Origin of the sequence: Ectobacillus ponti (assembly GCF_024294785.1) — a bacterium.
GTDB classification, from domain to species: Bacteria; Bacillota; Bacilli; order Bacillales; family Bacillaceae_G; genus Ectobacillus; species Ectobacillus ponti.
Window position 1 is genome coordinate 115,690 of record NZ_JANCLT010000005.1, and the last position, 19,256, is coordinate 134,945.

At 52.8% G+C, this 19,256-nt stretch carries 23 protein-coding genes; 15 read left to right on the forward strand and 8 right to left on the reverse strand.

The features are described from left to right. Positions 1–48 precede the first annotated feature (48 nt). The 6 genes from hutH to NK662_RS11255 all read left to right on the forward strand — a co-directional run bounded on the left by hutH (position 49) and on the right by NK662_RS11255 (position 6,186). The gene (gene hutH / locus NK662_RS11230; protein ID WP_254759030.1) at positions 49–1,548 is read left to right on the forward strand and encodes a histidine ammonia-lyase; all 1,500 of its coding nucleotides are present in this window, start codon (positions 49–51) and stop codon (positions 1,546–1,548) included. Beyond that, entirely contained in the window at positions 1,541–3,199 is a 1,659-nt protein-coding gene (gene hutU / locus NK662_RS11235) for a urocanate hydratase (protein WP_254759031.1), read from the forward strand. Before hutH ends, hutU begins: the two co-directional genes overlap by 8 nt. Continuing rightward, the gene (gene hutI / locus NK662_RS11240) at positions 3,192–4,451 is read left to right on the forward strand and encodes an imidazolonepropionase (RefSeq protein WP_254759032.1); all 1,260 of its coding nucleotides are present in this window, start codon (positions 3,192–3,194) and stop codon (positions 4,449–4,451) included. The genes hutU and hutI overlap by 8 nt, the downstream gene beginning before the upstream one ends. Further along, entirely contained in the window at positions 4,439–5,371 is a 933-nt protein-coding gene (hutG, locus tag NK662_RS11245) for a formimidoylglutamase (protein WP_254759033.1), read from the forward strand. Before hutI ends, hutG begins: the two co-directional genes overlap by 13 nt. Positions 5,372–5,437: 66 nt before the next feature. After that, a complete protein-coding gene (locus tag NK662_RS11250; protein ID WP_254759034.1) occupies positions 5,438–5,731 on the forward strand; it encodes a rhodanese-like domain-containing protein in 294 nt (97 codons plus the stop codon). An 89-nt stretch (positions 5,732–5,820) separates the two neighbouring features. Continuing rightward, on the forward strand, positions 5,821–6,186 hold the full coding sequence (locus tag NK662_RS11255; protein WP_254759035.1) for a VOC family protein: 366 nt from the start codon (positions 5,821–5,823) through the stop codon (positions 6,184–6,186). 32 nt (positions 6,187–6,218) lie between these two features. Here NK662_RS11255 and NK662_RS11260 read toward each other — a convergent pair whose 3' ends face one another. Then, positions 6,219–7,028, reverse strand: a complete 810-nt coding sequence (locus NK662_RS11260) for a YitT family protein (RefSeq protein ID WP_254759036.1) — start codon at positions 7,026–7,028, stop codon at positions 6,219–6,221. A 283-nt stretch (positions 7,029–7,311) separates the two neighbouring features. After that, positions 7,312–8,505 carry an alanyl-tRNA editing protein gene (locus tag NK662_RS11265; protein WP_254759248.1) on the reverse strand — a complete coding sequence of 398 codons (1,194 nt, stop codon included), beginning with the start codon at positions 8,503–8,505 and terminating at the stop codon, positions 7,312–7,314. A 136-nt stretch (positions 8,506–8,641) separates the two neighbouring features. Here NK662_RS11265 and NK662_RS11270 point away from each other — a divergent pair, with 136 nt between their 5' ends. Next, positions 8,642–9,046: a hypothetical protein gene (locus NK662_RS11270; protein ID WP_254759037.1), complete on the forward strand. Its 405-nt coding sequence runs from the start codon at positions 8,642–8,644 to the stop codon at positions 9,044–9,046. Between the two features lie 43 nt (positions 9,047–9,089). Here the strand turns inward: NK662_RS11270 and NK662_RS11275 are convergent, their stop codons facing one another. Beyond that, positions 9,090–9,251: a XapX domain-containing protein gene (locus NK662_RS11275; protein WP_254759038.1), complete on the reverse strand. Its 162-nt coding sequence runs from the start codon at positions 9,249–9,251 to the stop codon at positions 9,090–9,092. Between the two features lie 140 nt (positions 9,252–9,391). Here NK662_RS11275 and NK662_RS11280 point away from each other — a divergent pair, with 140 nt between their 5' ends. Together NK662_RS11280 and NK662_RS11285 are read left to right on the forward strand one after the other, a co-directional pair. Beyond that, the gene (locus NK662_RS11280; RefSeq protein WP_254759249.1) at positions 9,392–10,627 is read left to right on the forward strand and encodes an MDR family MFS transporter; all 1,236 of its coding nucleotides are present in this window, start codon (positions 9,392–9,394) and stop codon (positions 10,625–10,627) included. A 63-nt stretch (positions 10,628–10,690) separates the two neighbouring features. After that, positions 10,691–10,918: a hypothetical protein gene (locus NK662_RS11285; protein WP_254759039.1), complete on the forward strand. Its 228-nt coding sequence runs from the start codon at positions 10,691–10,693 to the stop codon at positions 10,916–10,918. A gap of 35 nt (positions 10,919–10,953) precedes the next feature. Here NK662_RS11285 and selD read toward each other — a convergent pair whose 3' ends face one another. The 3 genes from selD to NK662_RS11300 form a co-directional block, all read right to left on the reverse strand. Next, positions 10,954–12,006, reverse strand: a complete 1,053-nt coding sequence (selD, locus tag NK662_RS11290) for a selenide, water dikinase SelD (protein ID WP_438503612.1) — start codon at positions 12,004–12,006, stop codon at positions 10,954–10,956. 33 nt (positions 12,007–12,039) lie between these two features. Next, positions 12,040–12,426 carry an Hsp20/alpha crystallin family protein gene (locus tag NK662_RS11295; protein ID WP_254759041.1) on the reverse strand — a complete coding sequence of 129 codons (387 nt, stop codon included), beginning with the start codon at positions 12,424–12,426 and terminating at the stop codon, positions 12,040–12,042. Between the two features lie 321 nt (positions 12,427–12,747). After that, on the reverse strand, positions 12,748–12,894 hold the full coding sequence (locus NK662_RS11300; protein ID WP_254759042.1) for a small acid-soluble spore protein P: 147 nt from the start codon (positions 12,892–12,894) through the stop codon (positions 12,748–12,750). Between the two features lie 156 nt (positions 12,895–13,050). On the opposite strand from NK662_RS11300, the gene NK662_RS11305 reads away from it, so the two are divergent. After that, positions 13,051–13,320 (forward strand): hypothetical protein, encoded by a 270-nt coding sequence (locus NK662_RS11305; protein ID WP_254759043.1) that lies wholly within the window; start codon positions 13,051–13,053, stop codon positions 13,318–13,320. A 147-nt stretch (positions 13,321–13,467) separates the two neighbouring features. Here the strand turns inward: NK662_RS11305 and sspO are convergent, their stop codons facing one another. Further along, complete coding sequence (sspO, locus tag NK662_RS11310) at positions 13,468–13,617, reverse strand: small acid-soluble spore protein SspO (protein WP_254759044.1); 150 nt, start codon at positions 13,615–13,617, stop codon at positions 13,468–13,470. 249 nt (positions 13,618–13,866) lie between these two features. On the opposite strand from sspO, the gene acnA reads away from it, so the two are divergent. Further along, complete coding sequence (gene acnA / locus NK662_RS11315) at positions 13,867–16,587, forward strand: aconitate hydratase AcnA (RefSeq protein WP_254759045.1); 2,721 nt, start codon at positions 13,867–13,869, stop codon at positions 16,585–16,587. 137 nt (positions 16,588–16,724) lie between these two features. Here the strand turns inward: acnA and NK662_RS11320 are convergent, their stop codons facing one another. After that, entirely contained in the window at positions 16,725–17,528 is an 804-nt protein-coding gene (locus NK662_RS11320) for a polysaccharide deacetylase family protein (protein WP_254759046.1), read from the reverse strand. Positions 17,529–17,850: 322 nt separating this feature from the next. On the opposite strand from NK662_RS11320, the gene NK662_RS11325 reads away from it, so the two are divergent. The 4 genes from NK662_RS11325 to tlp all read left to right on the forward strand — a co-directional run bounded on the left by NK662_RS11325 (position 17,851) and on the right by tlp (position 19,243). Then, positions 17,851–18,411, forward strand: a complete 561-nt coding sequence (locus tag NK662_RS11325) for a peroxiredoxin family protein (RefSeq protein WP_254759047.1) — start codon at positions 17,851–17,853, stop codon at positions 18,409–18,411. A gap of 94 nt (positions 18,412–18,505) precedes the next feature. Continuing rightward, positions 18,506–18,646 (forward strand): FbpB family small basic protein, encoded by a 141-nt coding sequence (locus NK662_RS11330; protein ID WP_254759048.1) that lies wholly within the window; start codon positions 18,506–18,508, stop codon positions 18,644–18,646. A 73-nt stretch (positions 18,647–18,719) separates the two neighbouring features. After that, positions 18,720–18,854 (forward strand): small acid-soluble spore protein N, encoded by a 135-nt coding sequence (gene sspN, locus NK662_RS11335; protein WP_254759049.1) that lies wholly within the window; start codon positions 18,720–18,722, stop codon positions 18,852–18,854. A 158-nt stretch (positions 18,855–19,012) separates the two neighbouring features. After that, positions 19,013–19,243, forward strand: coding sequence for a small acid-soluble spore protein Tlp (gene tlp, locus NK662_RS11340; protein WP_254759050.1), 231 nt, complete (start codon positions 19,013–19,015; stop codon positions 19,241–19,243). Positions 19,244–19,256: the final 13 nt, after the last annotated feature.

Genomic DNA, 19,256 nt, shown 5'->3' on the forward strand with positions numbered 1-19,256 from the left:
GAAGGGGAGGCCCCTTCATGCGTATAAGCGATGAAGAGGTGAGCGGCAATGATGTTGACCGGGGAAACATTGACAATTTCAGGAATGAGGCAGCTGCTTGGGCAGGAGGCGGTGACGGTTTGTCCCAAAAGCATGGCCCGCGTGCAAAATGGGCGGCAGGCGGTTGAGCGCCTGGTGGAGCAGGGGAAAACCGTGTACGGCATTACGACCGGCTTTGGAAAGTTCAGTGACGTCCGCATTTCCAAGGAGCATGTAGAGCGACTGCAGCACCATCTGCTGCGATCGCATGCCTGCGGGGTGGGAGAGCCATTCTCGGAGGCTGTATCCCGGGCCATGCTGATTCTGCGGGTGAATACGCTGTTGAAAGGGGTATCGGGCGTACGGCCGGCTCTGATTGAAAGATTGGTTGAGCTCGTGAACCGCCGCATCCATCCTGTTGTCCCGCAGCAAGGATCGCTCGGCGCCAGCGGCGATCTGGCCCCTTTGTCCCACATGGCGCTTCCCCTGCTGGGAGAAGGAGAGGTTTGGTACAGGGGCAGCCGCATGCCGGCGGCGGCGGCTTTGCAGCAGGAGGGGCTTCAGCCTCTTACACTGGAAGCGAAGGAAGGTCTGGCGCTTATTAATGGCACACAGGCAATGACCGCGATGGGGGTTGTTGCTTATATCGAAGCAGAGCAACTGGCTGATCAGGCGGACTGGATTGCCGCTATGACACTGGAAGGCTTGCGCGGTATTGTTGATGCGTTTCGGGAGGAAATTCATGTCGCCCGCGGCTATCAGGAGCAGATTGAAACGGCTGCCCGGATCCGCAGGCTGCTGCAGGGAAGCGGTTTGGTGACGAAGCAAGGCGAATTGCGGGTGCAGGACGCGTATTCCTTGCGCTGTATTCCCCAGGTGCACGGGGCCGCCCGGCAGGTGCTTGGCTATGTGAAGGAAAAGCTGGAGATTGAAATGAACGCAGCGACAGATAATCCCCTCCTGTTTCAGGATGGTGCTGTGGTGCTGTCAGGCGGCAATTTTCACGGACAGCCGATTGCCTTCGCCATGGATTTTTTGAAGCTTGGGATGGCCGAGTTGGCCAATATTTCGGAGCGGCGCATTGAACGTCTGGTGAATCCGCAGCTGAATGATTTGCCGCCCTTTCTAAGCCCTGAACCGGGTCTGCAGTCCGGTGCCATGATTCTGCAATATGTGGCGGCTTCGCTTGTTTCTGAAAACAAAACACTTGCGCATCCGGCCAGTGTGGACTCCATTCCATCATCGGCAAATCAGGAGGACCATGTCAGCATGGGAACCATCGCGGCCCGCCACGCCTACAGCATCATTTCTAATGTGCGCCGTGTGCTGGCGATTGAACTGATTTGCGCCATGCAGGCGGCTGAACACCGGGGCGTACACCGGCTGGCCCCGGCCACACATGCTGTATATGAAAAGGGAAGAAAGATTGTGCCGTCCATTACGCAGGATCGGGTATTCTCTGGCGATATCGAGCGGATGGCGAAGTGGCTGAAGGAAACCCATTTCGAGGAGGAGAGACAGAATGAATGAAATTCGTGCAACGCGCGGTACAGCATTACAGACAAAAGGCTGGGTGCAGGAGGCTGCGCTTCGTATGCTGATGAACAACCTGGATCCGGAGGTGGCAGAGCGGCCGGAGGATTTGGTTGTGTACGGAGGCATCGGCAAAGCCGCCCGTAACTGGGACTGCTTTCGCGCGATTGTCCGCAGTCTGCAGCAGCTGGAGAATGATGAAACCTTGCTGATTCAGTCCGGGAAGCCGGTGGCGGTCTTTAAGTCACATGCAGATGCGCCGCGGGTGCTGCTGGCAAATTCCAACCTTGTGCCGAAGTGGGCGACATGGGAGCATTTCCGCGACCTGGAGCGAAAAGGGCTCATAATGTACGGCCAAATGACAGCCGGCAGCTGGATTTACATTGGCACGCAGGGCATTTTGCAGGGCACATATGAAACGTTCGCAGAGGCGGCCAGGCAGCATTTTAGCGGTTCGTTGCGCGGTACGCTTACCGTTACGGCGGGGCTTGGCGGCATGGGTGGCGCCCAGCCATTGGCTGTCACGATGAACGGCGGCGTTGTGATTGCCATTGAGGCGGATAGAGAGCGGGCAGAGCGCCGTATCGCGACAAAGTATTGCGACGTGATGAAGGAGAGTCTGGACGAAGCGCTGCAGCTGGCGGCAGACTGTCGGGCAAAACAGGAACCTCTGTCTATCGGTCTTGTCGGCAATGCGGCAGATATCATGCCGGAGCTGCTGCGCCGGGGGATTGTGCCGGATTTGGTGACGGACCAAACCTCTGCCCACGATCCGCTGCATGGCTATCTCCCGGCAGGCATGACAATGGAAGCCGCCGGGCGGCTGCGCCGGGAACAGCCGGAGGAGCTTATCAGGCTGGCCCGGAAAAGCATGGCGCGCCATGTCGAAGCAATGCTTGCACTGCAGCGAAAAGGAGCCATTGTATTCGATTATGGCAATAACATTCGGCAGGTAGCCTTTGATGAAGGAGTGAAGGATGCCTTCCGTATTCCAGGCTTTGTGCCGGCCTTCATCCGTCCGCTGTTTTGTGAAGGAAAAGGGCCGTTCCGCTGGGTGGCTTTATCAGGAAATCCTGCGGATATTTATAAGACAGATGAGGTGATTTTGCGGGAATTTGCGGACAACAAGCACTTATGCAACTGGATCCGGATGGCGCGGGAGAAGGTGGCATTCCAAGGGCTGCCGGCGCGCATCTGCTGGCTTGGGTATGGGGAACGTGCGAAGCTCGGCCGCATCATCAATGAGATGGTGGCCAAGGGCGAACTGAGCGCCCCGATTGTGATTGGCCGTGACCACCTCGATTGCGGTTCTGTTGCCTCGCCGAACAGGGAGACGGAAGGCATGCCCGATGGCAGTGATGCTGTAGCTGATTGGCCGATTTTAAATGCCCTGATCAATGGGGTGAACGGAGCAAGCTGGGTGTCTGTGCATCACGGCGGAGGAGTCGGCATGGGCTATTCGCTGCATGCCGGCATGGTCATTGTGGCAGACGGTACGGAAGGGGCAGCGAAGCGCCTGGAACGGGTGCTGTCCTCCGATCCGGGCATGGGGATTGTCCGCCATGCAGATGCCGGCTATCCGCTTGCCATGCAGCAGGCGAAGGAAAAGGGTATACAAATACCAATGCTGGAGGCGGAAGATGCTTGATACATTGCTTGTGAATATCGGGCAATTGCTGACCATGGATCAAGAGGGGCCGGTGCGCGGACAGAGGATGGGCGTGCTTCCGCTGGTGGAGAGAGCGGCAATTGGCATTCGGAATGGAAGGGTTGCCTGGATCGGCCCGTCTGCGGAAGCGGGAGAACTGGAGGCGGCGCGCCGGTTGGATTGCGGCGGCCGGCTCGTATCTCCGGGTCTTGTAGATCCGCATACGCACCTTGTATTTGGCGGTTCCAGAGAAAATGAAATAGCTCTCAAGCTGCGGGGTGTCCCATATCTGGATATTTTGCATGCCGGCGGCGGCATTCATGCAACAGTACGGGCGACGCGGGCAGCCACGGAAGAGGAGCTGCTGCAAAAAGCAAAGCGGCACGCAGAGCGGATGCTGTCTTATGGTGTGACAACTATGGAAGCGAAAAGCGGATACGGCTTGGAGGTGGAGGCAGAGCGGAAGCAGCTGCGTGTTGTCAAGCGGCTGCGGGAGGAACACGGATTTGATCTTGTATCCACCTTTTTGGGGGCTCATGCTGTCCCGAAGGAGTATACTGGCCAGCCGAGGGCTTTTTTACAGTACCTGCTGGAGCTGCTGCCGGCCATTCGGCAGGAGGGGCTGGCGGAGCATGTGGATATTTTCTGTGAGACGGGTGTGTTCTCTGTGGAGGATTCCGTATGGTTTCTGCAGGAAGCAAAGCAGCTTGGCTTTGGTGTGAAAATGCATGCTGATGAAATTGATCCGTTGGGCGGAACGGAGGCGGCAGTCAGTATAGGAGCCATTTCCGTGGACCATGTCTGCGGCGCCTCTGAAGAAGGCATCCGCCGGCTCGGAGAAGGCAGTGCCATTGCGGTCCTGCTGCCAGGCACGACGTTTTACCTGAATAAAGAGCATCATGCCAAAGCGCGGGAAATGATTGCCGGCGGAGCAGCTGTCGCATTGGCAACGGACTTCAATCCGGGCAGCTGTCCGACAGAAAATCTGCAGCTCGTGATGAGCCTCGCCATGCTGAAGCTGCGGATGACACCGGAGGAGATTTGGAATGCGGTGACAGTGAACGCGGCTCATGCCATTGGCCGCGGAAGTGACGCAGGAGTGCTGGCAGCCGGCCGGCCGGCCGATTTGGTTGTGTGGGAGGCGCCCAATTACTCCTATATCCCATACCATTTTGGCGTGAACCACGCAGCGCTCGTCATGAAACGGGGAAAGCCTGTCTGGAAGCGGGGAGACTTCGCATGCGATATTTGAACAAACAGGCAAAATTTATGGATCGGTATGTGCGAAAGTGGAGCGGTCTTGTGCAGGAGTGGGATGGAAGCGGTACGATTGGCGGGCCGGCTCTCATCGGAGCTCCCTTGGCGAAAGCATCCATCAGCCACTCCGGGGCGCATTTGGCCCCCCGTGCCATTCGCAGTCTGCTTGATGCCTATTCTGTATACCGCACAGAAGAGGATCGGGATGTACAGGGAACTTTGCATGATTGCGGAGATATTGTCATGCATGTGACGGATGTGGCAGCAAGCCAGCAGCGAATTTATGAGACGGTCAGGGATTTGCTGCGGCGGCATCAGAGCATGCTGCCCATCCTGCTTGGAGGCGACCACTCCATCAGCTATCCGGGCATTCGCGCTTTTGCGGAGGAGAGAGGGAAAATCGGGGTCATCGTCCTGGATGCCCACCATGACCTGCGCAATTTGGAGGACGGCGGTCCTTCTAATGGAACCTCCTTCCGCAGTCTGCTTGCGAATGGCATAGTGGAGGGATCGCACCTGCATCAAATTGGCATCCGTAATTATGCCAATGCCCGCGCGTATCATGAATACGCGAAGGAGCAGGGTGTTCACGTATATACGATGGGGGAGGTGGAGCGAAAGGGGGCAGACAGGATTGTGGCTGCATGCCTGCAGAGTCTGCGCGGCAAAGTGGATGCGGTCTATGTGTCGCTGGATATGGACGTACTGGATCAGGCCTTTGCACCGGGCTGTCCTGCCATTGGCCCGGGCGGCATGGACAGCCGCACATTTTTGCAATTTGTGCAGCTGTTGGCAGCGGAGGAGCTTGTCCAGGGACTCGACATTGTCGAGATTGATCCGACACTTGATGTGCGGGATATGACGAGCCGGCTGGCAGCCCATGCCCTGTTTGAGTTTTTGTCAGTGCGGTGGTGATTGTGTATGAAGGAGCGGTTTGTCGGTTACACTTTTGGCAGATTCATATGCGAAAGGATGAGATGCATGTACCGTGAAATGAGCGCGGCGGAAGCAGCCGCTCAGCTGCCGAATATGAGTGTGCTGGATGTGCGGGAAGAGTATGAAGCGGCACAAGGGACGCTGGAAGGAGCTGTCCATATTCCGCTAAGTGAGCTGCCTGTACGGCTTGGGGAGCTTTCTGACAGCCGGACACACCTTGTTGTCTGTCAAAATGGCGTCCGGAGTGCGATGGCAACCGAGCTTCTGTCACAATATGGCTATGAGGCTGTAAACCTGACAGGCGGCTTGAAGGATTGGACGGGAGACTGGCAGCGGTGATTCGGTTTTCTTATGGAACAGGATGGAAAATATGAAAGTTACATCCTCTCTTCTCCGTGGTATGCTAAGTGACAGAGGGGGAGAGAGAGATGCAATTTTTCATTGGATTAGACCATGTGCAATTGGCGGCGCCATCAGGCTGTGAAGAGCAGGCGCGGCAGTTTTACGGAGAACTTCTTGGCATGCCGGAAGTTCCGAAGCCGGCCAATTTGCTCAAACGGGGCGGCTGCTGGTTCCGGTGCGGCGGGCAGGAAATCCACATTGGCGTACAAGAAGATTTTCGGGCAGCGAAGAAAGCGCATCCCGCTTTCCGAGTCCATGATTTGGAGGCCTTCAAGCAGCATGTGGCAGAACGGGGAGTAACAGTGAAGGAGGATGAGCCGCTGCCGGGGGCAATCCGCTTTTACATAGACGACCCGTTTGGAAACCGTCTGGAGTTTTTGCAGAGATTATAAAGAAGCAAGCAGCGGCCGCTGCTTGCTTCTTTTTACCCCCGCCGGAACAAGCCGAGCACTTCCACCGTCTCGGTGATGTTCACGAAGGCCTGCGGATCTGTATGGGAAATAAGAGATTTAATGCCCATCAGCTCATCACGGGAGATGACGGTCATAAGCACCCGCTTTTTCTCGCTGGAATAAGCCCCTTCGCCTTCAAGCAGCGTGATGCCGCGGACCAGACTGTTCAACAGCGTATCCCGCATTTCCTCCGCCTTATTTGTTACAATCATCAGCGTCAGCTTTCGGTGCTTTGTGTGAATCATGTCAATCACATAGCCTGTTACGTAAATGGACAGTAAGCTGTTGAGCGCCGCATCCCAATTAAAGAAGAAGCCGGAGGCAATGAGAACGACTGCATTTAACGCAATCAAAAAGCTGCCGAGACTGATATCACGTTTGCGGGACAGCAGCATGCCGAGGATATCGAAGCCGCCGGAAGAGCCGTGGCTGTTCAGAATAATCCCGATTCCAACACCGGCGATGACGCCGCCGAAGAGAGAAGACAGCAAAGACTCTGTTGCAAGGGCCCGCACCGGAAGAAAATACAATCCCGCAGAAATGACAATGACAGATAAAACTGTATGCAAAACAAAGCGTCTGCCCAGCCAAATGTAGCCCGCAATCAGCAGCGGCACGTTCAAGACAAAGTTGACAACACCTGTGTTAAGCGGGGTCAGAATACCGATGATGATGGCAATGCCGCTGATGCCGCTGCTCAAGATTTTGTGAGGAATTAAAAAGAGATTAAAAGCAAGTGCCACTAACAATGAACCAAAGACAACTCCAAAGAAGCTGCGCATATATCAACCCCCGCCCCTACGCCTATTCGTACGTATATTAATTAGCAAAATTATAATCGGATTTTGGGCGGTTGTGGAAAAACAGTTTATTTTGGTAAATAAGAATAATGAAACAATATAGCGCTTACATGAGGGAAAAGTACGAATAGGTGGATTGTTTTATAAATTCACAATGTTTATTATTCATGTGAAAAAGTAACCTTTGTTTCTTGTTGGAGCACCTCCAAGCATCCGGAAGCGGCAAAACAAAGCTGCCTGACAGTATACTCAGGCAGCCGTTTTGTCAGCTTGTCTGCTGCTTCAGCAGGTCAGTCAGGGATTGCAGAAACTCCTCGGCAGTGAGGATGGAAGGTCCGCCGCCGCGTGCGCTTGCCGCATTTCCTCCGCCTTTTCCGTTGATAAGGAGGAGCGCTTCCTTCAGCAGGGCGTTCATGTCGCCGGCAGCTTGCTTGCCCTTGGTGCAGACACATTGCAATACATCGCCGTTTTTGGAGGCAAGCAGGACAACGGCCGATTCATGCTGCCCGGTAATGAGGGAGGCCAGCTTGGCCAGTTCCTGCATGGACCGGTCGTGGAAGGCGGCAGCAATGCGGGAATTCTCTGCTTGCCTCAGCAAATCGGCCGCTTCTGCGGCAAGCAAGCGATGGTTCGCTTCCTGCAGCGCTTTTTCTGTATTCTTTTGTGCTGTCAGCAGCAGCTGCAGCTTCTCCGGAATATCTTGCTCCGGGCTGTTCAGCAGGCGGACCGCTTCCTGCAGGATGCCTTGCTTCGCATCCATAAGCCGCAGAACCCGCCAGCCGCAGGCAAACTCCAGGCGGATGTTGCCTTTATGGCGCTCCCAGCCCAAAATTTTGATGGGACCGACTTCACCGGTGCTGCGGGGATGTGTCCCGCCGCAGCCGTTGTAGTCGAAATCATCAATGATGACAACACGGATATCCTCCGTTACCGAAGGCTGCTTGCGAAGGGGCAGAGCCAGCGCATCCTGTAAATGGAGCCAGCGGGCAGTAATGCTGCGGTTCTCCAGCACAGCCTGATTGGCCAATGCTTCCGCCTGCAGTGCCTGCTCTGGCGCCAGGGATGGTGTTTTCAGGTCAATGGTAACGGTTTCGCGGCCCAGATGAAAGGCGACTGTCGGCATGCCGAGCAGGTCGCTGAAGGCGGCCGAAAGGATATGCTGGCCGGCATGCTGCTGCATATGGTCAAAGCGCCGTTTCCAGTCAATTTGACCGGAAATCTCACCTTTGGGCAGCTTGTCTGCAATATAGTGCCGGATTTCCCCTTGCGCCTCTTCTACATCCACCACCGCGATACCCTGCAGCGTACCTGTGTCATGCGGCTGGCCGCCGCCGGTTGGATAGAAGGCTGTCTGGTTCAGCACCGCGAACAAGCGGCCGGCTTCATCATATTCCTGCCGGATTGCCCGGGCAGGAAAGGTTTGCAGATAAGCATCCTGATAGTATAGCCTGTTCATGATTTTACTCCTTTTGCTTTTAGTCTGCTCCTATTGTAGCGCAACGCCGGGAAATTGGAAAATGATTTCAGAAAACAGTAAGCAAACCTGGCTGGTATTGGTATAATGAAGAAAAGGGCATGAGGCAGGGGGATTGCATATGGAAGACGGCAAGCTGTATACAGAGGGAGTGCGCCGGCTCATTGACCTTGGCAACAAGGTGTCCGAGCTGTACCGCGAGCTGCATGAGGCGAAGCTGCACCTGCAGCAAAGCAGCCGCGACAGTGTGAAATATGATTCGTTTTACCTGTATGAGCTGCTTGTGAAGCAAGAGGGGCTGAAGGAGGCGTATGAGGAGCTGCTGCAGCAAATCTGCATCAACGACTGCTTCGATATGAAAAGCTGGCGCACCGGCCGGTACAGCTATGACAAACAGGATGTCATGCATAAAGTGGAAGAGTTCAATCAGCGGAACGGCACCAATGTGTATGCGGAGGATGTACTGAAGTCGCTGCGGTTCGATTACGGCATGGATATTGAAATGCACAGAGCGGAACGTGTATAGCCAGATACACAAAAAAGACGCCCGGAGCGTCTTTTTCCATGTCTCAAAAGAACTGGGACAGCATTGTGTACAGCTGGAAACCAAGATAAATGCCCACAATGCCAAGAATGCCGACCAGCGTGGGCGGAGCGGGGAGAGGAAGCTTGAGGGCTGAAAAGAGGACACCCACAATCAATCCTGACACTAAAGCTAAGATAGCCTGCATGGTTTCACCTTCCTTGCTGGGAATATGTGTAGTATGCTTAAATAAAGGCCTGTTTATCAGCATGCCTGTCAGGCCGATGAAAAGAGGAATCTGCTGCCGGATTAGAGCAGGCAGCGGATTGGAGAAGGCGGGTGAAGAGATTGCAGCATATGGTAAAGTCCATTCCGGCGCTTGGATGGAATATTATTGTAGGGACGTTGTTCGCCAGAATGGCAACAAGCATGAGTATGCCGTTTTTGGCCATTTATTTGACTGCCGCCAAGGGAGTGTCTCCGGCTTTGGCGGGTGCAGTGATTGGCGTAAGTGCCCTCGTCGGCGTATTTTCAAGCTTCATTGGCGGCAGTCTGTCTGACCGGTACGGGCGCAAGCGGGTCATGCTGGTGTCCATTGCCGTGTGGATTGTTGTGTTTATCGGCTTTGCTTTTGCCGAGCATATTGCGGCCTTTTTTGTACTGAATGCGTTGAATGGCGTCTGCCGGGCATTCTTTGAGCCGTCTTCGCGCGCATTGCTGTCCGACCTGACGAAGCCGGAAAACCGGCTGATGATCTTTAACCTGCGCTACGGAGCGATTAATGCAGGTGTGGCTGTTGGTCCATGGATTGGCCTGCAGCTTGGCAGTGCCAAGTCCACAACGCCATTTTTGGCCGCGGCCATTGTATATACTCTCTATGCCGCCGCACTGCTGCTGCAGTTCCGCTCGTATGAAGAGAACCGGCAGACAACTACGAAGGAGCGGGTTATGATGCGGGACTCCATTGGGGTTCTGCGCAAGGACCTGCTGTTTTTGGCGGCGCTCATCGGCCTGATTTTGAGCACAGCGGGATATTCACAATTCTCCTCCAGCTTGTCGCAGTATTTTGCGAACAGCACGAAATTCCAGGGCGGGGTGGAGCTTTTCTCTCATGCACTCGTTCTGAATGCTGTCACCGTGCTGCTGGTACAATACCCGCTCACAAGAATCGGCAAGCGGTATTCAGCACTCGTTTCTGTCATGATCGGCACCTTGGTCACGAGCATTGGCTTGCTTGGTTACGGATTTGCCGCGTCTGCATGGATGGTGTATGCCGTAACTGTGCTGTTTACCATGGGGGAAGTGTTGATGTTTTCCATGACAGATTTGTTTGTGGATCAAATTGCTCCCAAGCATCTGAAGGGGACATATTTCGGGGCAATGGGATTCTCTGGCTTCGGCGGGGTAATTGGACCGTGGCTGGGCGGCGCACTCCTGGATCATTTCGGCTATGAACATGGAGAAATCATTTTTGCGCTGCTGGCCGGTGTCTGCGCGCTTGGATTTCCCATTTTGCTGCTTGTGAAGCTGCGGCTGGATCGCAATAGGAGTGCGCAGGCCGGCAGCGAGAAGCTTCACGCATAATCGGCATAGCCTCATCTTCCGCTGACATACTAGTAGTAAGCAGGTATGGAAAGGAAGAGGGTTGTGAAATACACGATATTTTCAGTTAGCGAGGGATTTATTGCGGACTTTAGCAGCGACTGGCTGTTCAGAACAGGAGAAGTTCTGTTTTTTTGTGAGGAAGAGCGCAAGCGGAACTTTGTTGTTACCAGGGTGACGCATGATGTTTCTCATGCGGGAGAGCATATCGTCCGTTTATATTGTACAGAGAAAAAGGTACATACCGGTGAAGAAGAAGCAATACCTGAATAGAAAATGGTCCGGGGAGCAGCTCCCCAGACCGTTTTTTAGTTCACGTATACCCATTTCTCTTGCTTTTCTGTTACGCGTCCCACAATGGCAGCTTCGGAAACGCCGCTCTCATGCAGCAGCTGCACGTATTGGACAGCCTGCGCTTCCGGCAAGCTGACAAGCAATCCGCCGGAGGTAACCGCGTCACACATAATGAATTGATCTTCCATGCTCAGGCCGGCACTGTAAGCGGCGCTGTCCTGCAGCCAGGCATGGTTGGCTTTTGTTCCCCCGGGAATGATGCCTTGGGCAGCCAATTCCTTCGTTCCAGGGAGTAACGGCACAGCTGCATAGTCCATTACAATGGACACATTGCTGCCTCGTGCCATTTCACTGCCGTGGCCGAGCAAACCAAAGCCTGTGACGTCGGTTGCCGCATGCACCTCGAAGCAGCGCAGGCAGGCCGCAGCTGTTTTGTTGAGTGCAGCCATCGTTTCTGTAACCTTTTGTTCCTGCTCAGGTGTCACCGCATTGCGCTTAATTCCTGTAGTCAGAATTCCAACACCGATTGGCTTTGTAAGCACAAGTGCATCACCCGGACGGGCTCCGGCATTTGTCCAAATGTCCTTCGGATGAGCCAGGCCGGTGATGGACATGCCAAATTTCGGCTCCTGATCTTCAATGGAGTGGCCTCCGATAATGACAGCTCCCGACTCCGTCACTTTGTCTGCAGCACCGCGCAGAATATCGGCGAGCACTTTTTCGCCAAGCTTCTTAATAGGGAAACCGACAATGTTCAGGACCGTTTTTGGTTCACCGCCCATGGCATACACATCACTCAGCGCATTTGCCGCGGCAATCTGCCCAAACATATATGGATCATCCACAACAGGAGTGAAATAGTCGACAGTTTGAATTAAAGCGATATCCTCTGTCAATTGATATACGCCGGCATCATCCGATGTTTCAAGCCCCACGAGGACATTCGGATGAGCAGTCGATTTTGGTAAATGACGCAAAACTTGCGCCAGGTCACTTGGACCAATCTTGCAGCCTCAGCCAGCCTTGGAGGACAGGCTTGTCAGCCGCAGCTTTTCTTGTTCACTCACTTCGCTCACCTCCGTCCTTAGTATAACACAGAATCAATCGGTGAATCGGATTGTATGCTCATTGGCTGGAGCCATTTTGCTCTTGGAGATGTGGATGCTGAGGAGGCCGCATTCCAGTGAGGCGTTCATAAGCCGGTCTCTCATGTCAATGGGCAGCTGAATATGCCGTTCAATCAGCTGCTCCGGCTGCTTGGCAACCAGGATGCATAACCCGGCCTCCTCTTTTTGTACGCAAATGTGCTGCTGCTCCACGTCGGGCAAGTCAGCTTCAATGATGTACTCTGTCTCTGTTTCAAATAAGTCCACACGGATGCCGGATGGATAGTGGAAGCTGGCATAGGGATCAGCGAGGAACTGATCCATCCATTGCTCAAAGCCTTCGACGCGGAAGAGAGATTCTTTTTTCTTTTTGGCGCACATGCAGCGGAACCCTCCGTTATATTGAATTGAAGCAAGCTTTGCGAGGCAGGGAAAGAAAAGGACGGAAAGGGGGAGAGGCGGATACTATTACACATTATGTATGGTGCGCTGTAAATATGAAAAGGACAGCGCGTATGGCGCTGCCCTTTTTGCAGGGGTGCTCCCTTTCTGTGAACTGAACAAGCCGGTTCTGCTTTTCGTGGTGTCCAGCTGCACCGGCTAGCCCACTGCCAGGGAGAACCCGTCCATATAAAAGGCAAAAAGCGCCTTTGAATGGCCGGAACCTCCCTTCGGTGGGCTGAACAGCCGGTTCCGCTTTTCTTACTGGTCGTGGTGCGCGCCGTGCTTTTGGCGGGAATGCTGCTGGTTCTTTACTTTATGAGAGCCCGGCATCGGATCAGGCTGCCCTGGACCATGTTCGTTCTTTGGGGAATTGCGGCGGATGCTCTTGCCGTTGTTTCGTTCCATTTCTATGTCCTCCTTATAAGCCATAAGGCAGATGAATTGGAAGCTGTGACAGCTTCCTTTATAGGATGAGAGGATTTCTCCCAATTATACTTCGCATGTTTTGCGGCGGAACGAAGCATGCTATAAGGGACATTGCTTGAGAAAGGGGACTTGTCTATGCCATATCACAAAGACAAACAGCAAGCATTTCAGGCTGCCCAGCAGGGAACCGTGGAAGCCATCAATATCGCCAATAATATTGTAAGAAGTGATTCCAACTACGGGGCCCATCTTCAGCACCTGCGCCAAGAGGTAAACGAAGCCTACATGCAGATCCAAAATGCCTTGGAGGTTGCATCGGAAACACAGCGCGGCCAACTGGAGAAGTATGAGCGGGATCTGCAGCAAATTGTCCAAGAAGTGAATGAATTTCAGGATTTAAAATAAGACCCGCAAATCGCGGGTCTTTTCTTATTGTCCAGTTCCCTGGCAGGAACCATGTCTATCATGAAGAAGCTGCCTCTCAGGAAGACAGACCTCTCTTTTGCATGCTGAACAAAGCAATGGCATCTGGGATGAAACAAGCCGTCCAGTTTATCGGTTCTTTTTGCGTTTCTTATTATTCTGTTTTTGCTCCTCTGTCAAAGGCTCGTTGGAAAGTTCTTCATTGTATCCCGTCCCAATCCCCTGTGCCTTGGCCGCGTTTGCGCCGGGAATGATATGATTTGCTTTGCGCTTTGCCACGATCGTCACCTCCTCTTTGTCTGCTTTAGTATGGGATGGACACCCGGCAGCTATGCAGGAGGGGGATACATAAACATACATGCAAATGGTTTGCGGCAATAATGTCTTCTTATGGAAAACTATAAGTTTCTTCTTATTTACTTATGTTCCAAGTTGTAATAAGATATGATCGTAAGGTATTGAAAAGTTCATCTTGAATGTATATTCAGACAATTGGGCTTTTTTTACGTTAAACAGGGGGGAATCACAATGGTGAAACACGATCCATTCCATGCGCTTACGACGTTTTCCGCAAGCGGCAAAACGTATCAATATTATCGTTTGAAAGCGCTTGAAGAAGCTGGAATCGGCAACGTATCCAAGCTGCCGTACTCCATTAAAGTATTGCTTGAATCTGTGCTGCGCCAAGTAGACGGCCGTGTAATCACAGAAGAGCATGTGGAAAATCTGGCAAAATGGGGAACAGATGAAGTAAAGGACGTTGACGTGCCATTCAAGCCGTCCCGCGTTATTCTGCAAGACTTCACTGGCGTTCCTGCAGTTGTTGACCTGGCATCCCTGCGTAAGGCAATGGCTGACCTGGGCGGCGACCCGGATAAAATCAACCCGGAAATCACGGTAGACCTCGTTATCGACCACTCTGTACAGGTGGATAAAGCAGGTACACCGGACGCATTACAATTTAACATGGACCTGGAATTCCAGCGTAACGAAGAGCGTTATAAGTTCTTGAGCTGGGCCCAGAAATCCTTTGATAATTATCGCGCAGTTCCGCCTGCAACAGGTATTGTGCACCAGGTAAACCTGGAGTATCTGGCGCCGGTTGTGCACGTACAAGATAACGGCAACGGCGAATTGCTTGCATATCCTGATACACTTGTAGGCACGGACTCCCATACGACCATGATCAACGGTATCGGTGTTCTTGGATGGGGCGTCGGCGGCATTGAAGCGGAAGCGGGCATGCTGGGACAACCTTCCTACTTCCCGGTTCCGGAAGTAATCGGCGTGAAGCTGACAGGCGTGCTGCCAAGCGGCGTAATGGCAACAGACGTTGCCCTGAAGGTAACACAAGTGCTGCGCCAAAAAGGCGTTGTAAACAAATTCGTGGAGTTCTTCGGACCGGGCCTTGCAAGCATGCCGCTGGCAGACCGTGCGACGATCTCCAACATGGCGCCTGAGTACGGTGCAACTTGCGGCTTCTTCCCAATCGATGATATCTCTCTGAACTACCTGCGTCTGACAGGCAGAAGCGAAGAGCAGGTGCGCCTGGTAGAGGAATACTGCAAAGCAAACGGCTTGTTCTACACAGCTGATGCAGATCCTGTGTACACTGAACTGGTTGAGATCGACCTGGCAACAATCGAGCCAAGCCTGTCCGGACCAAAGCGTCCGCAGGACTTGATTTTGCTGTCTGACATGCAGCAGTCCTTCCGCAAGGCAGTGACAGCTCCTGTCGGCAACCAGGGCTTCGGCTTCACTGAGCAGGAGTTCGACAAGACAGTAACAGCTTCCTTGAACGGCAAGGAAGTGACAATGAAGACGGGCGCGGTATCCATTGCGGCGATTACAAGCTGTACGAACACTTCCAACCCGTACGTGCTTGTTGGCGCGGGTCTCGTGGCGAAGAAGGCTGTTGAAAAGGGCTTGACTGTTCCTGGCTATGTAAAAACATCCCTGGCGCCTGGCTCCAAGGTTGTTACAGAGTACTTGAACAAGTCCGGTCTGCAGGACTACCTGGATCAGCTTGGCTTCAACACAGTCGGCTACGGCTGCACGACGTGCATCGGTAACTCCGGTCCACTTGACCTGGAGCTGGAAAAGGTGATTGCTGAGAACGACCTGCTTGTTACTTCTGTTCTGTCCGGCAACCGTAACTTCGAAGGCCGTATTCATCCGCTTGTAAAAGCAAACTACCTGGCTTCTCCGCCGCTTGTAGTCGCTTATGCAATTGCCGGTACAGTGGATGTTGACCTGCGCAACGATTCTCTTGGCAAGGACAAAGACGGAAACGATGTATTCTTCGCGGACATCTGGCCAACTGCTGATGAAATTGATGCAGTGGTAAAAGCGGTTGTAACATCAGAAGTATTTGCGAAAGAATACGAGCGCGTATTCGACAGCAACGAGCGCTGGAACGAAATCCAAACGTCCAACGATGCGCTGTACACTTGGGATGAGACATCCACATATATCCAGAACCCGCCGTTCTTCGAAGGCTTGTCCGCAGAGCCAGGCGAAGTACAGACGCTTACAGGCTTGCGCGTAGTCGGCAAGTTCGGGGATTCCGTGACAACAGACCACATTTCTCCGGCTGGCTCTATCGGCAAAAACACACCTGCGGGCCGTTATCTGCTTGAAAATGGTGTGGACTATGTGGACTTCAACTCTTACGGTTCCCGCCGCGGCAACCATGAAGTCATGATGCGCGGTACATTTGCAAACATCCGCATCAAGAACCAAATCGCTCCTGGCACAGAAGGCGGCTACACAACCTACTGGCCGACGGGCGAAGTGACTTCCATCTATGATGCAGCGATGAAGTATAAGCAGGATGGCACAGGCTTGCTTGTCATTGCCGGCAACGATTACGGCATGGGAAGCTCCCGTGACTGGGCTGCAAAGGGCACAAACCTGCTCGGCATCAAGACAGTAATCGCGCAAAGCTTTGAGCGCATCCACCGCAGCAACCTTGTGCTGATGGGCGTACTGCCGCTTCAGTTCAAGGAAGGCGAAGGTGCAGAAGCTCTTGGTCTGACAGGCGACGAAACGTTCACTGTGCACGTGGATGAAAACGTGAAGCCGCGCGACCTTGTGAAGGTAACAGCGGTTGCTGTTGACGGCAGCGTGAAGGAATTTGAAGTGGTGGCACGCTTCGACTCCGAAGTGGAAATCGACTACTACCGTCACGGCGGCATCCTGCAAATGGTGCTTCGCGACAAGCTGAAGGAATCCAAAGTAGCAAACTAATGCCATGAAAGGAACGGGCAGCCGCCCGTTCCGCACAAAAAGAGCATGCACTTGCCGTCGGCAGTGCATGCTCTTTTTGTGCGGCTATTTGCAAATGATCGTTGCTTTGCACATTTGACATGCAGGCACGACAGCTGTCATAGACGGCCGTCATGCCAAAAATTCATGGGGAAATGATTTGCTTCATTATACACTTCGAAATCATAGCCTTTCGCCCGCAAGCCCTCGATAATGAGAGGAAGGGCTTGTACCGATTGCGGATGGATATCATGCATCAGCACAACTTCCCGGTCCCGAACAGCATGAGAGAGGACGTTATTGACAATAGCAGGGACAGACCTGTCCAAAGGCTTTTTGTCATATGTCCAATCCAAGGAATCAATCGTCCAATCCCAAACGAGGAGATGGGCCTCCACAGCCTGATTCCGCAACTGCTGCGTCAACCCGGGCATGGAGCCATAGGGAGGGCGCGCCAGTCTTGGGGCAATTCCGATAATGCCCTTGATGATTTGCTGTGTCTCCAGCATCTCCGGTACAAATGTCCCTTGCACATACAGCTTTTTGTAGGTATGGCTCATACTGTGCAAGCCGATATAGTCTCCCGACTGCAGCTCCTGCTTGACAAGGCTGGGATATTGCTGGGCGTGCGAGCCTATCAGAAAGAAGGCCGCTTGAATATGGTTTTGCTTCAGGATGCTTAATACCTGGGGCGTATATGCGCCCGGACCGTCATCAAAAGTGAGATAGACTACCTTACGTTTGCTGTGGTTGTACTGGAGCGGTGCATCCTTCGGTGTGAAGGATGATGGCATAACAGGCGCATGATGTACTTCCTTTGATATGTCCACCGCCGCAGTATGCTTGGGCACACGTACAATCATGAGGATAAGTGCAGTGATTACGGCAATTCCAACGAACAGTATTCTTTTTTTCTTTTTCATGTTGAATTCCTTTGCATCGTGATGGACGAACAGAAGCTTTCGGGTCAGGGACTGACAAATTTGATGTTATGATATCTATACTAATGGGAAAAAGGGCTGCAGACAATTAGAACCAATAAATAAAATCATACAAGTTACATGCATTTTGAAGAATGGAATTTCTAATTGGTGAGATAGGCTGCAAAGGGAGCATTGTGTGTATTTTCCGCAAACTTTTTATTCCCGCTTGTCTGTTCGTTGGCTGCATATGGTACACTTAAGAGAATAGAACACTGCGGCATAACACAAGATAAAGGAAGAAAATGTAAAAGGAATGGTGAGGATGATACGCAAGGGATTGGTGCTGCTGTTGCTGGCTGCTTTAATTGGGCAGGCAGCCTACAGCCAGCTGGCAAAGAAGGAACAGCCCGCCTCGTCGAGTCCCAAGATACCGGCTTCCATAGCCAACTCCGGGCTGGAGGTCGGCAAGGAAGCGCCGGATTTTGAGCTTCAGACATATGATGGAAAAACAGTCAAGCTGTCTGATTACCGCGGCAAAAAAGTAATTTTAAATTTCTGGGCCACATGGTGCCCGCCATGCCAGAAGGAAGTGCCGGAGATGCAGGCCTTTTACGGGCAGCATCAGAGGGATGTTGTCATCTTGGCGGTGAACTACACCGTGTCTGAAAAAAGCGGAGCGCAGGAAAAGGTGGCGGCTTTTGTAACAGAGCACAAGCTGACATTCCCGGTGCTGATGGATTCATTGACGAATGTGAGTGCAACGTATAAAATCATCAGCCTGCCGACCTCCTATTTTATCGATACAAAGGGAGTCATGCGCCAGAAGTTTATTGGCCCCATGACACAGGAATTTATGAAGAAGAGCTTGGATAAGCTGGAATAGCTGACCGGCAATAAAACAAATTTTCTTACAAATCCGATTAAATTGTCCTTGGCCTGTCCATACTAGTCAGTAAGAAATGGAAAGGATGAAGGGCATGAGACGAAACCGCAGAAAAACCTTTGAAGAGCTGGTGCTGGAAAATAAACGGCAGCTGATGAATGACCGCGAAGCCATTGAGCGCATTGAAGAACGCCTTGAGCAGCGCCTTGAAATCCGGCTGCAGCAGGCTGAATAAGGCTGGTTTGCCGGTAACCTCCAATTTGTTTCCCGGTCATGCGGGATATACTAGCAATGAGGAGGGATGAGAAATGGGTAATCCAAAACGAAATTCAGCACATTTCAGACCAGCGCACACAGGAGCGCAGCCGCGTGATGTGAAAAGCAACAACGGCCGCAAGCTGGCTGACAAGACGGGAAAAGAACCAATTGCCGATCACGGCTGATTGTGGCTGTCCAAGGAAGCAAATTTCGCTTCCTTGGACAGTTTTTATTTGGGGGTGCACAGTTGGAATGTACCAGAAATCTCCTTATTTTCGGTACATATTCAAGTCTTCTTAAACCAAACTAACGTTGTAATTCAACTTTGCAAGGAGGAATCGCGATGACAAAGAATTTCACACCGAATCCGGATGACCGCAGCGATAACGTCGAAAAGCTGCAGGAAATGGTGCAGAACACCATTCATAACATCCATGCGGCAGAGGATGCGATGGCAAATTCCACAGCACAGGACTGCGCCGCAATCGAGGCAAAGAACCAGCGCCGGATGGACAGCATTGAAGCCATGCGCAGCGAGATTAAGGAAGAGTACGCATACCGCAAAGAGCATTAAAAAAGAGGCTGAC

What these genes read in the sequence shown, in the direction of transcription:
- hutH (WP_254759030.1), top strand. Translation starts at nt 49, where the DNA reads ATGATGTTGACCGGGGAAACATTGACAATTTCAGGAATGAGGCAGCTG.
- hutU (WP_254759031.1), top strand. Translation starts at nt 1,541, where the DNA reads ATGAATGAAATTCGTGCAACGCGCGGTACAGCATTACAGACAAAAGGC.
- hutI (WP_254759032.1), top strand. Translation starts at nt 3,192, where the DNA reads ATGCTTGATACATTGCTTGTGAATATCGGGCAATTGCTGACCATGGAT.
- hutG (WP_254759033.1), top strand. Translation starts at nt 4,439, where the DNA reads ATGCGATATTTGAACAAACAGGCAAAATTTATGGATCGGTATGTGCGA.
- NK662_RS11250 (WP_254759034.1), top strand. Translation starts at nt 5,438, where the DNA reads ATGTACCGTGAAATGAGCGCGGCGGAAGCAGCCGCTCAGCTGCCGAAT.
- NK662_RS11255 (WP_254759035.1), top strand. Translation starts at nt 5,821, where the DNA reads ATGCAATTTTTCATTGGATTAGACCATGTGCAATTGGCGGCGCCATCA.
- NK662_RS11260 (WP_254759036.1), bottom strand. Translation starts at nt 7,028, where the DNA reads ATGCGCAGCTTCTTTGGAGTTGTCTTTGGTTCATTGTTAGTGGCACTT.
- NK662_RS11270 (WP_254759037.1), top strand. Translation starts at nt 8,642, where the DNA reads ATGGAAGACGGCAAGCTGTATACAGAGGGAGTGCGCCGGCTCATTGAC.
- NK662_RS11275 (WP_254759038.1), bottom strand. Translation starts at nt 9,251, where the DNA reads ATGCAGGCTATCTTAGCTTTAGTGTCAGGATTGATTGTGGGTGTCCTC.
- NK662_RS11295 (WP_254759041.1), bottom strand. Translation starts at nt 12,426, where the DNA reads ATGTGCGCCAAAAAGAAAAAAGAATCTCTCTTCCGCGTCGAAGGCTTT.
- NK662_RS11300 (WP_254759042.1), bottom strand. Translation starts at nt 12,894, where the DNA reads ATGGAACGAAACAACGGCAAGAGCATCCGCCGCAATTCCCCAAAGAAC.
- NK662_RS11305 (WP_254759043.1), top strand. Translation starts at nt 13,051, where the DNA reads ATGCCATATCACAAAGACAAACAGCAAGCATTTCAGGCTGCCCAGCAG.
- acnA (WP_254759045.1), top strand. Translation starts at nt 13,867, where the DNA reads ATGGTGAAACACGATCCATTCCATGCGCTTACGACGTTTTCCGCAAGC.
- NK662_RS11320 (WP_254759046.1), bottom strand. Translation starts at nt 17,528, where the DNA reads ATGAAAAAGAAAAAAAGAATACTGTTCGTTGGAATTGCCGTAATCACT.
- NK662_RS11325 (WP_254759047.1), top strand. Translation starts at nt 17,851, where the DNA reads ATGATACGCAAGGGATTGGTGCTGCTGTTGCTGGCTGCTTTAATTGGG.
- NK662_RS11330 (WP_254759048.1), top strand. Translation starts at nt 18,506, where the DNA reads ATGAGACGAAACCGCAGAAAAACCTTTGAAGAGCTGGTGCTGGAAAAT.
- sspN (WP_254759049.1), top strand. Translation starts at nt 18,720, where the DNA reads ATGGGTAATCCAAAACGAAATTCAGCACATTTCAGACCAGCGCACACA.
- tlp (WP_254759050.1), top strand. Translation starts at nt 19,013, where the DNA reads ATGACAAAGAATTTCACACCGAATCCGGATGACCGCAGCGATAACGTC.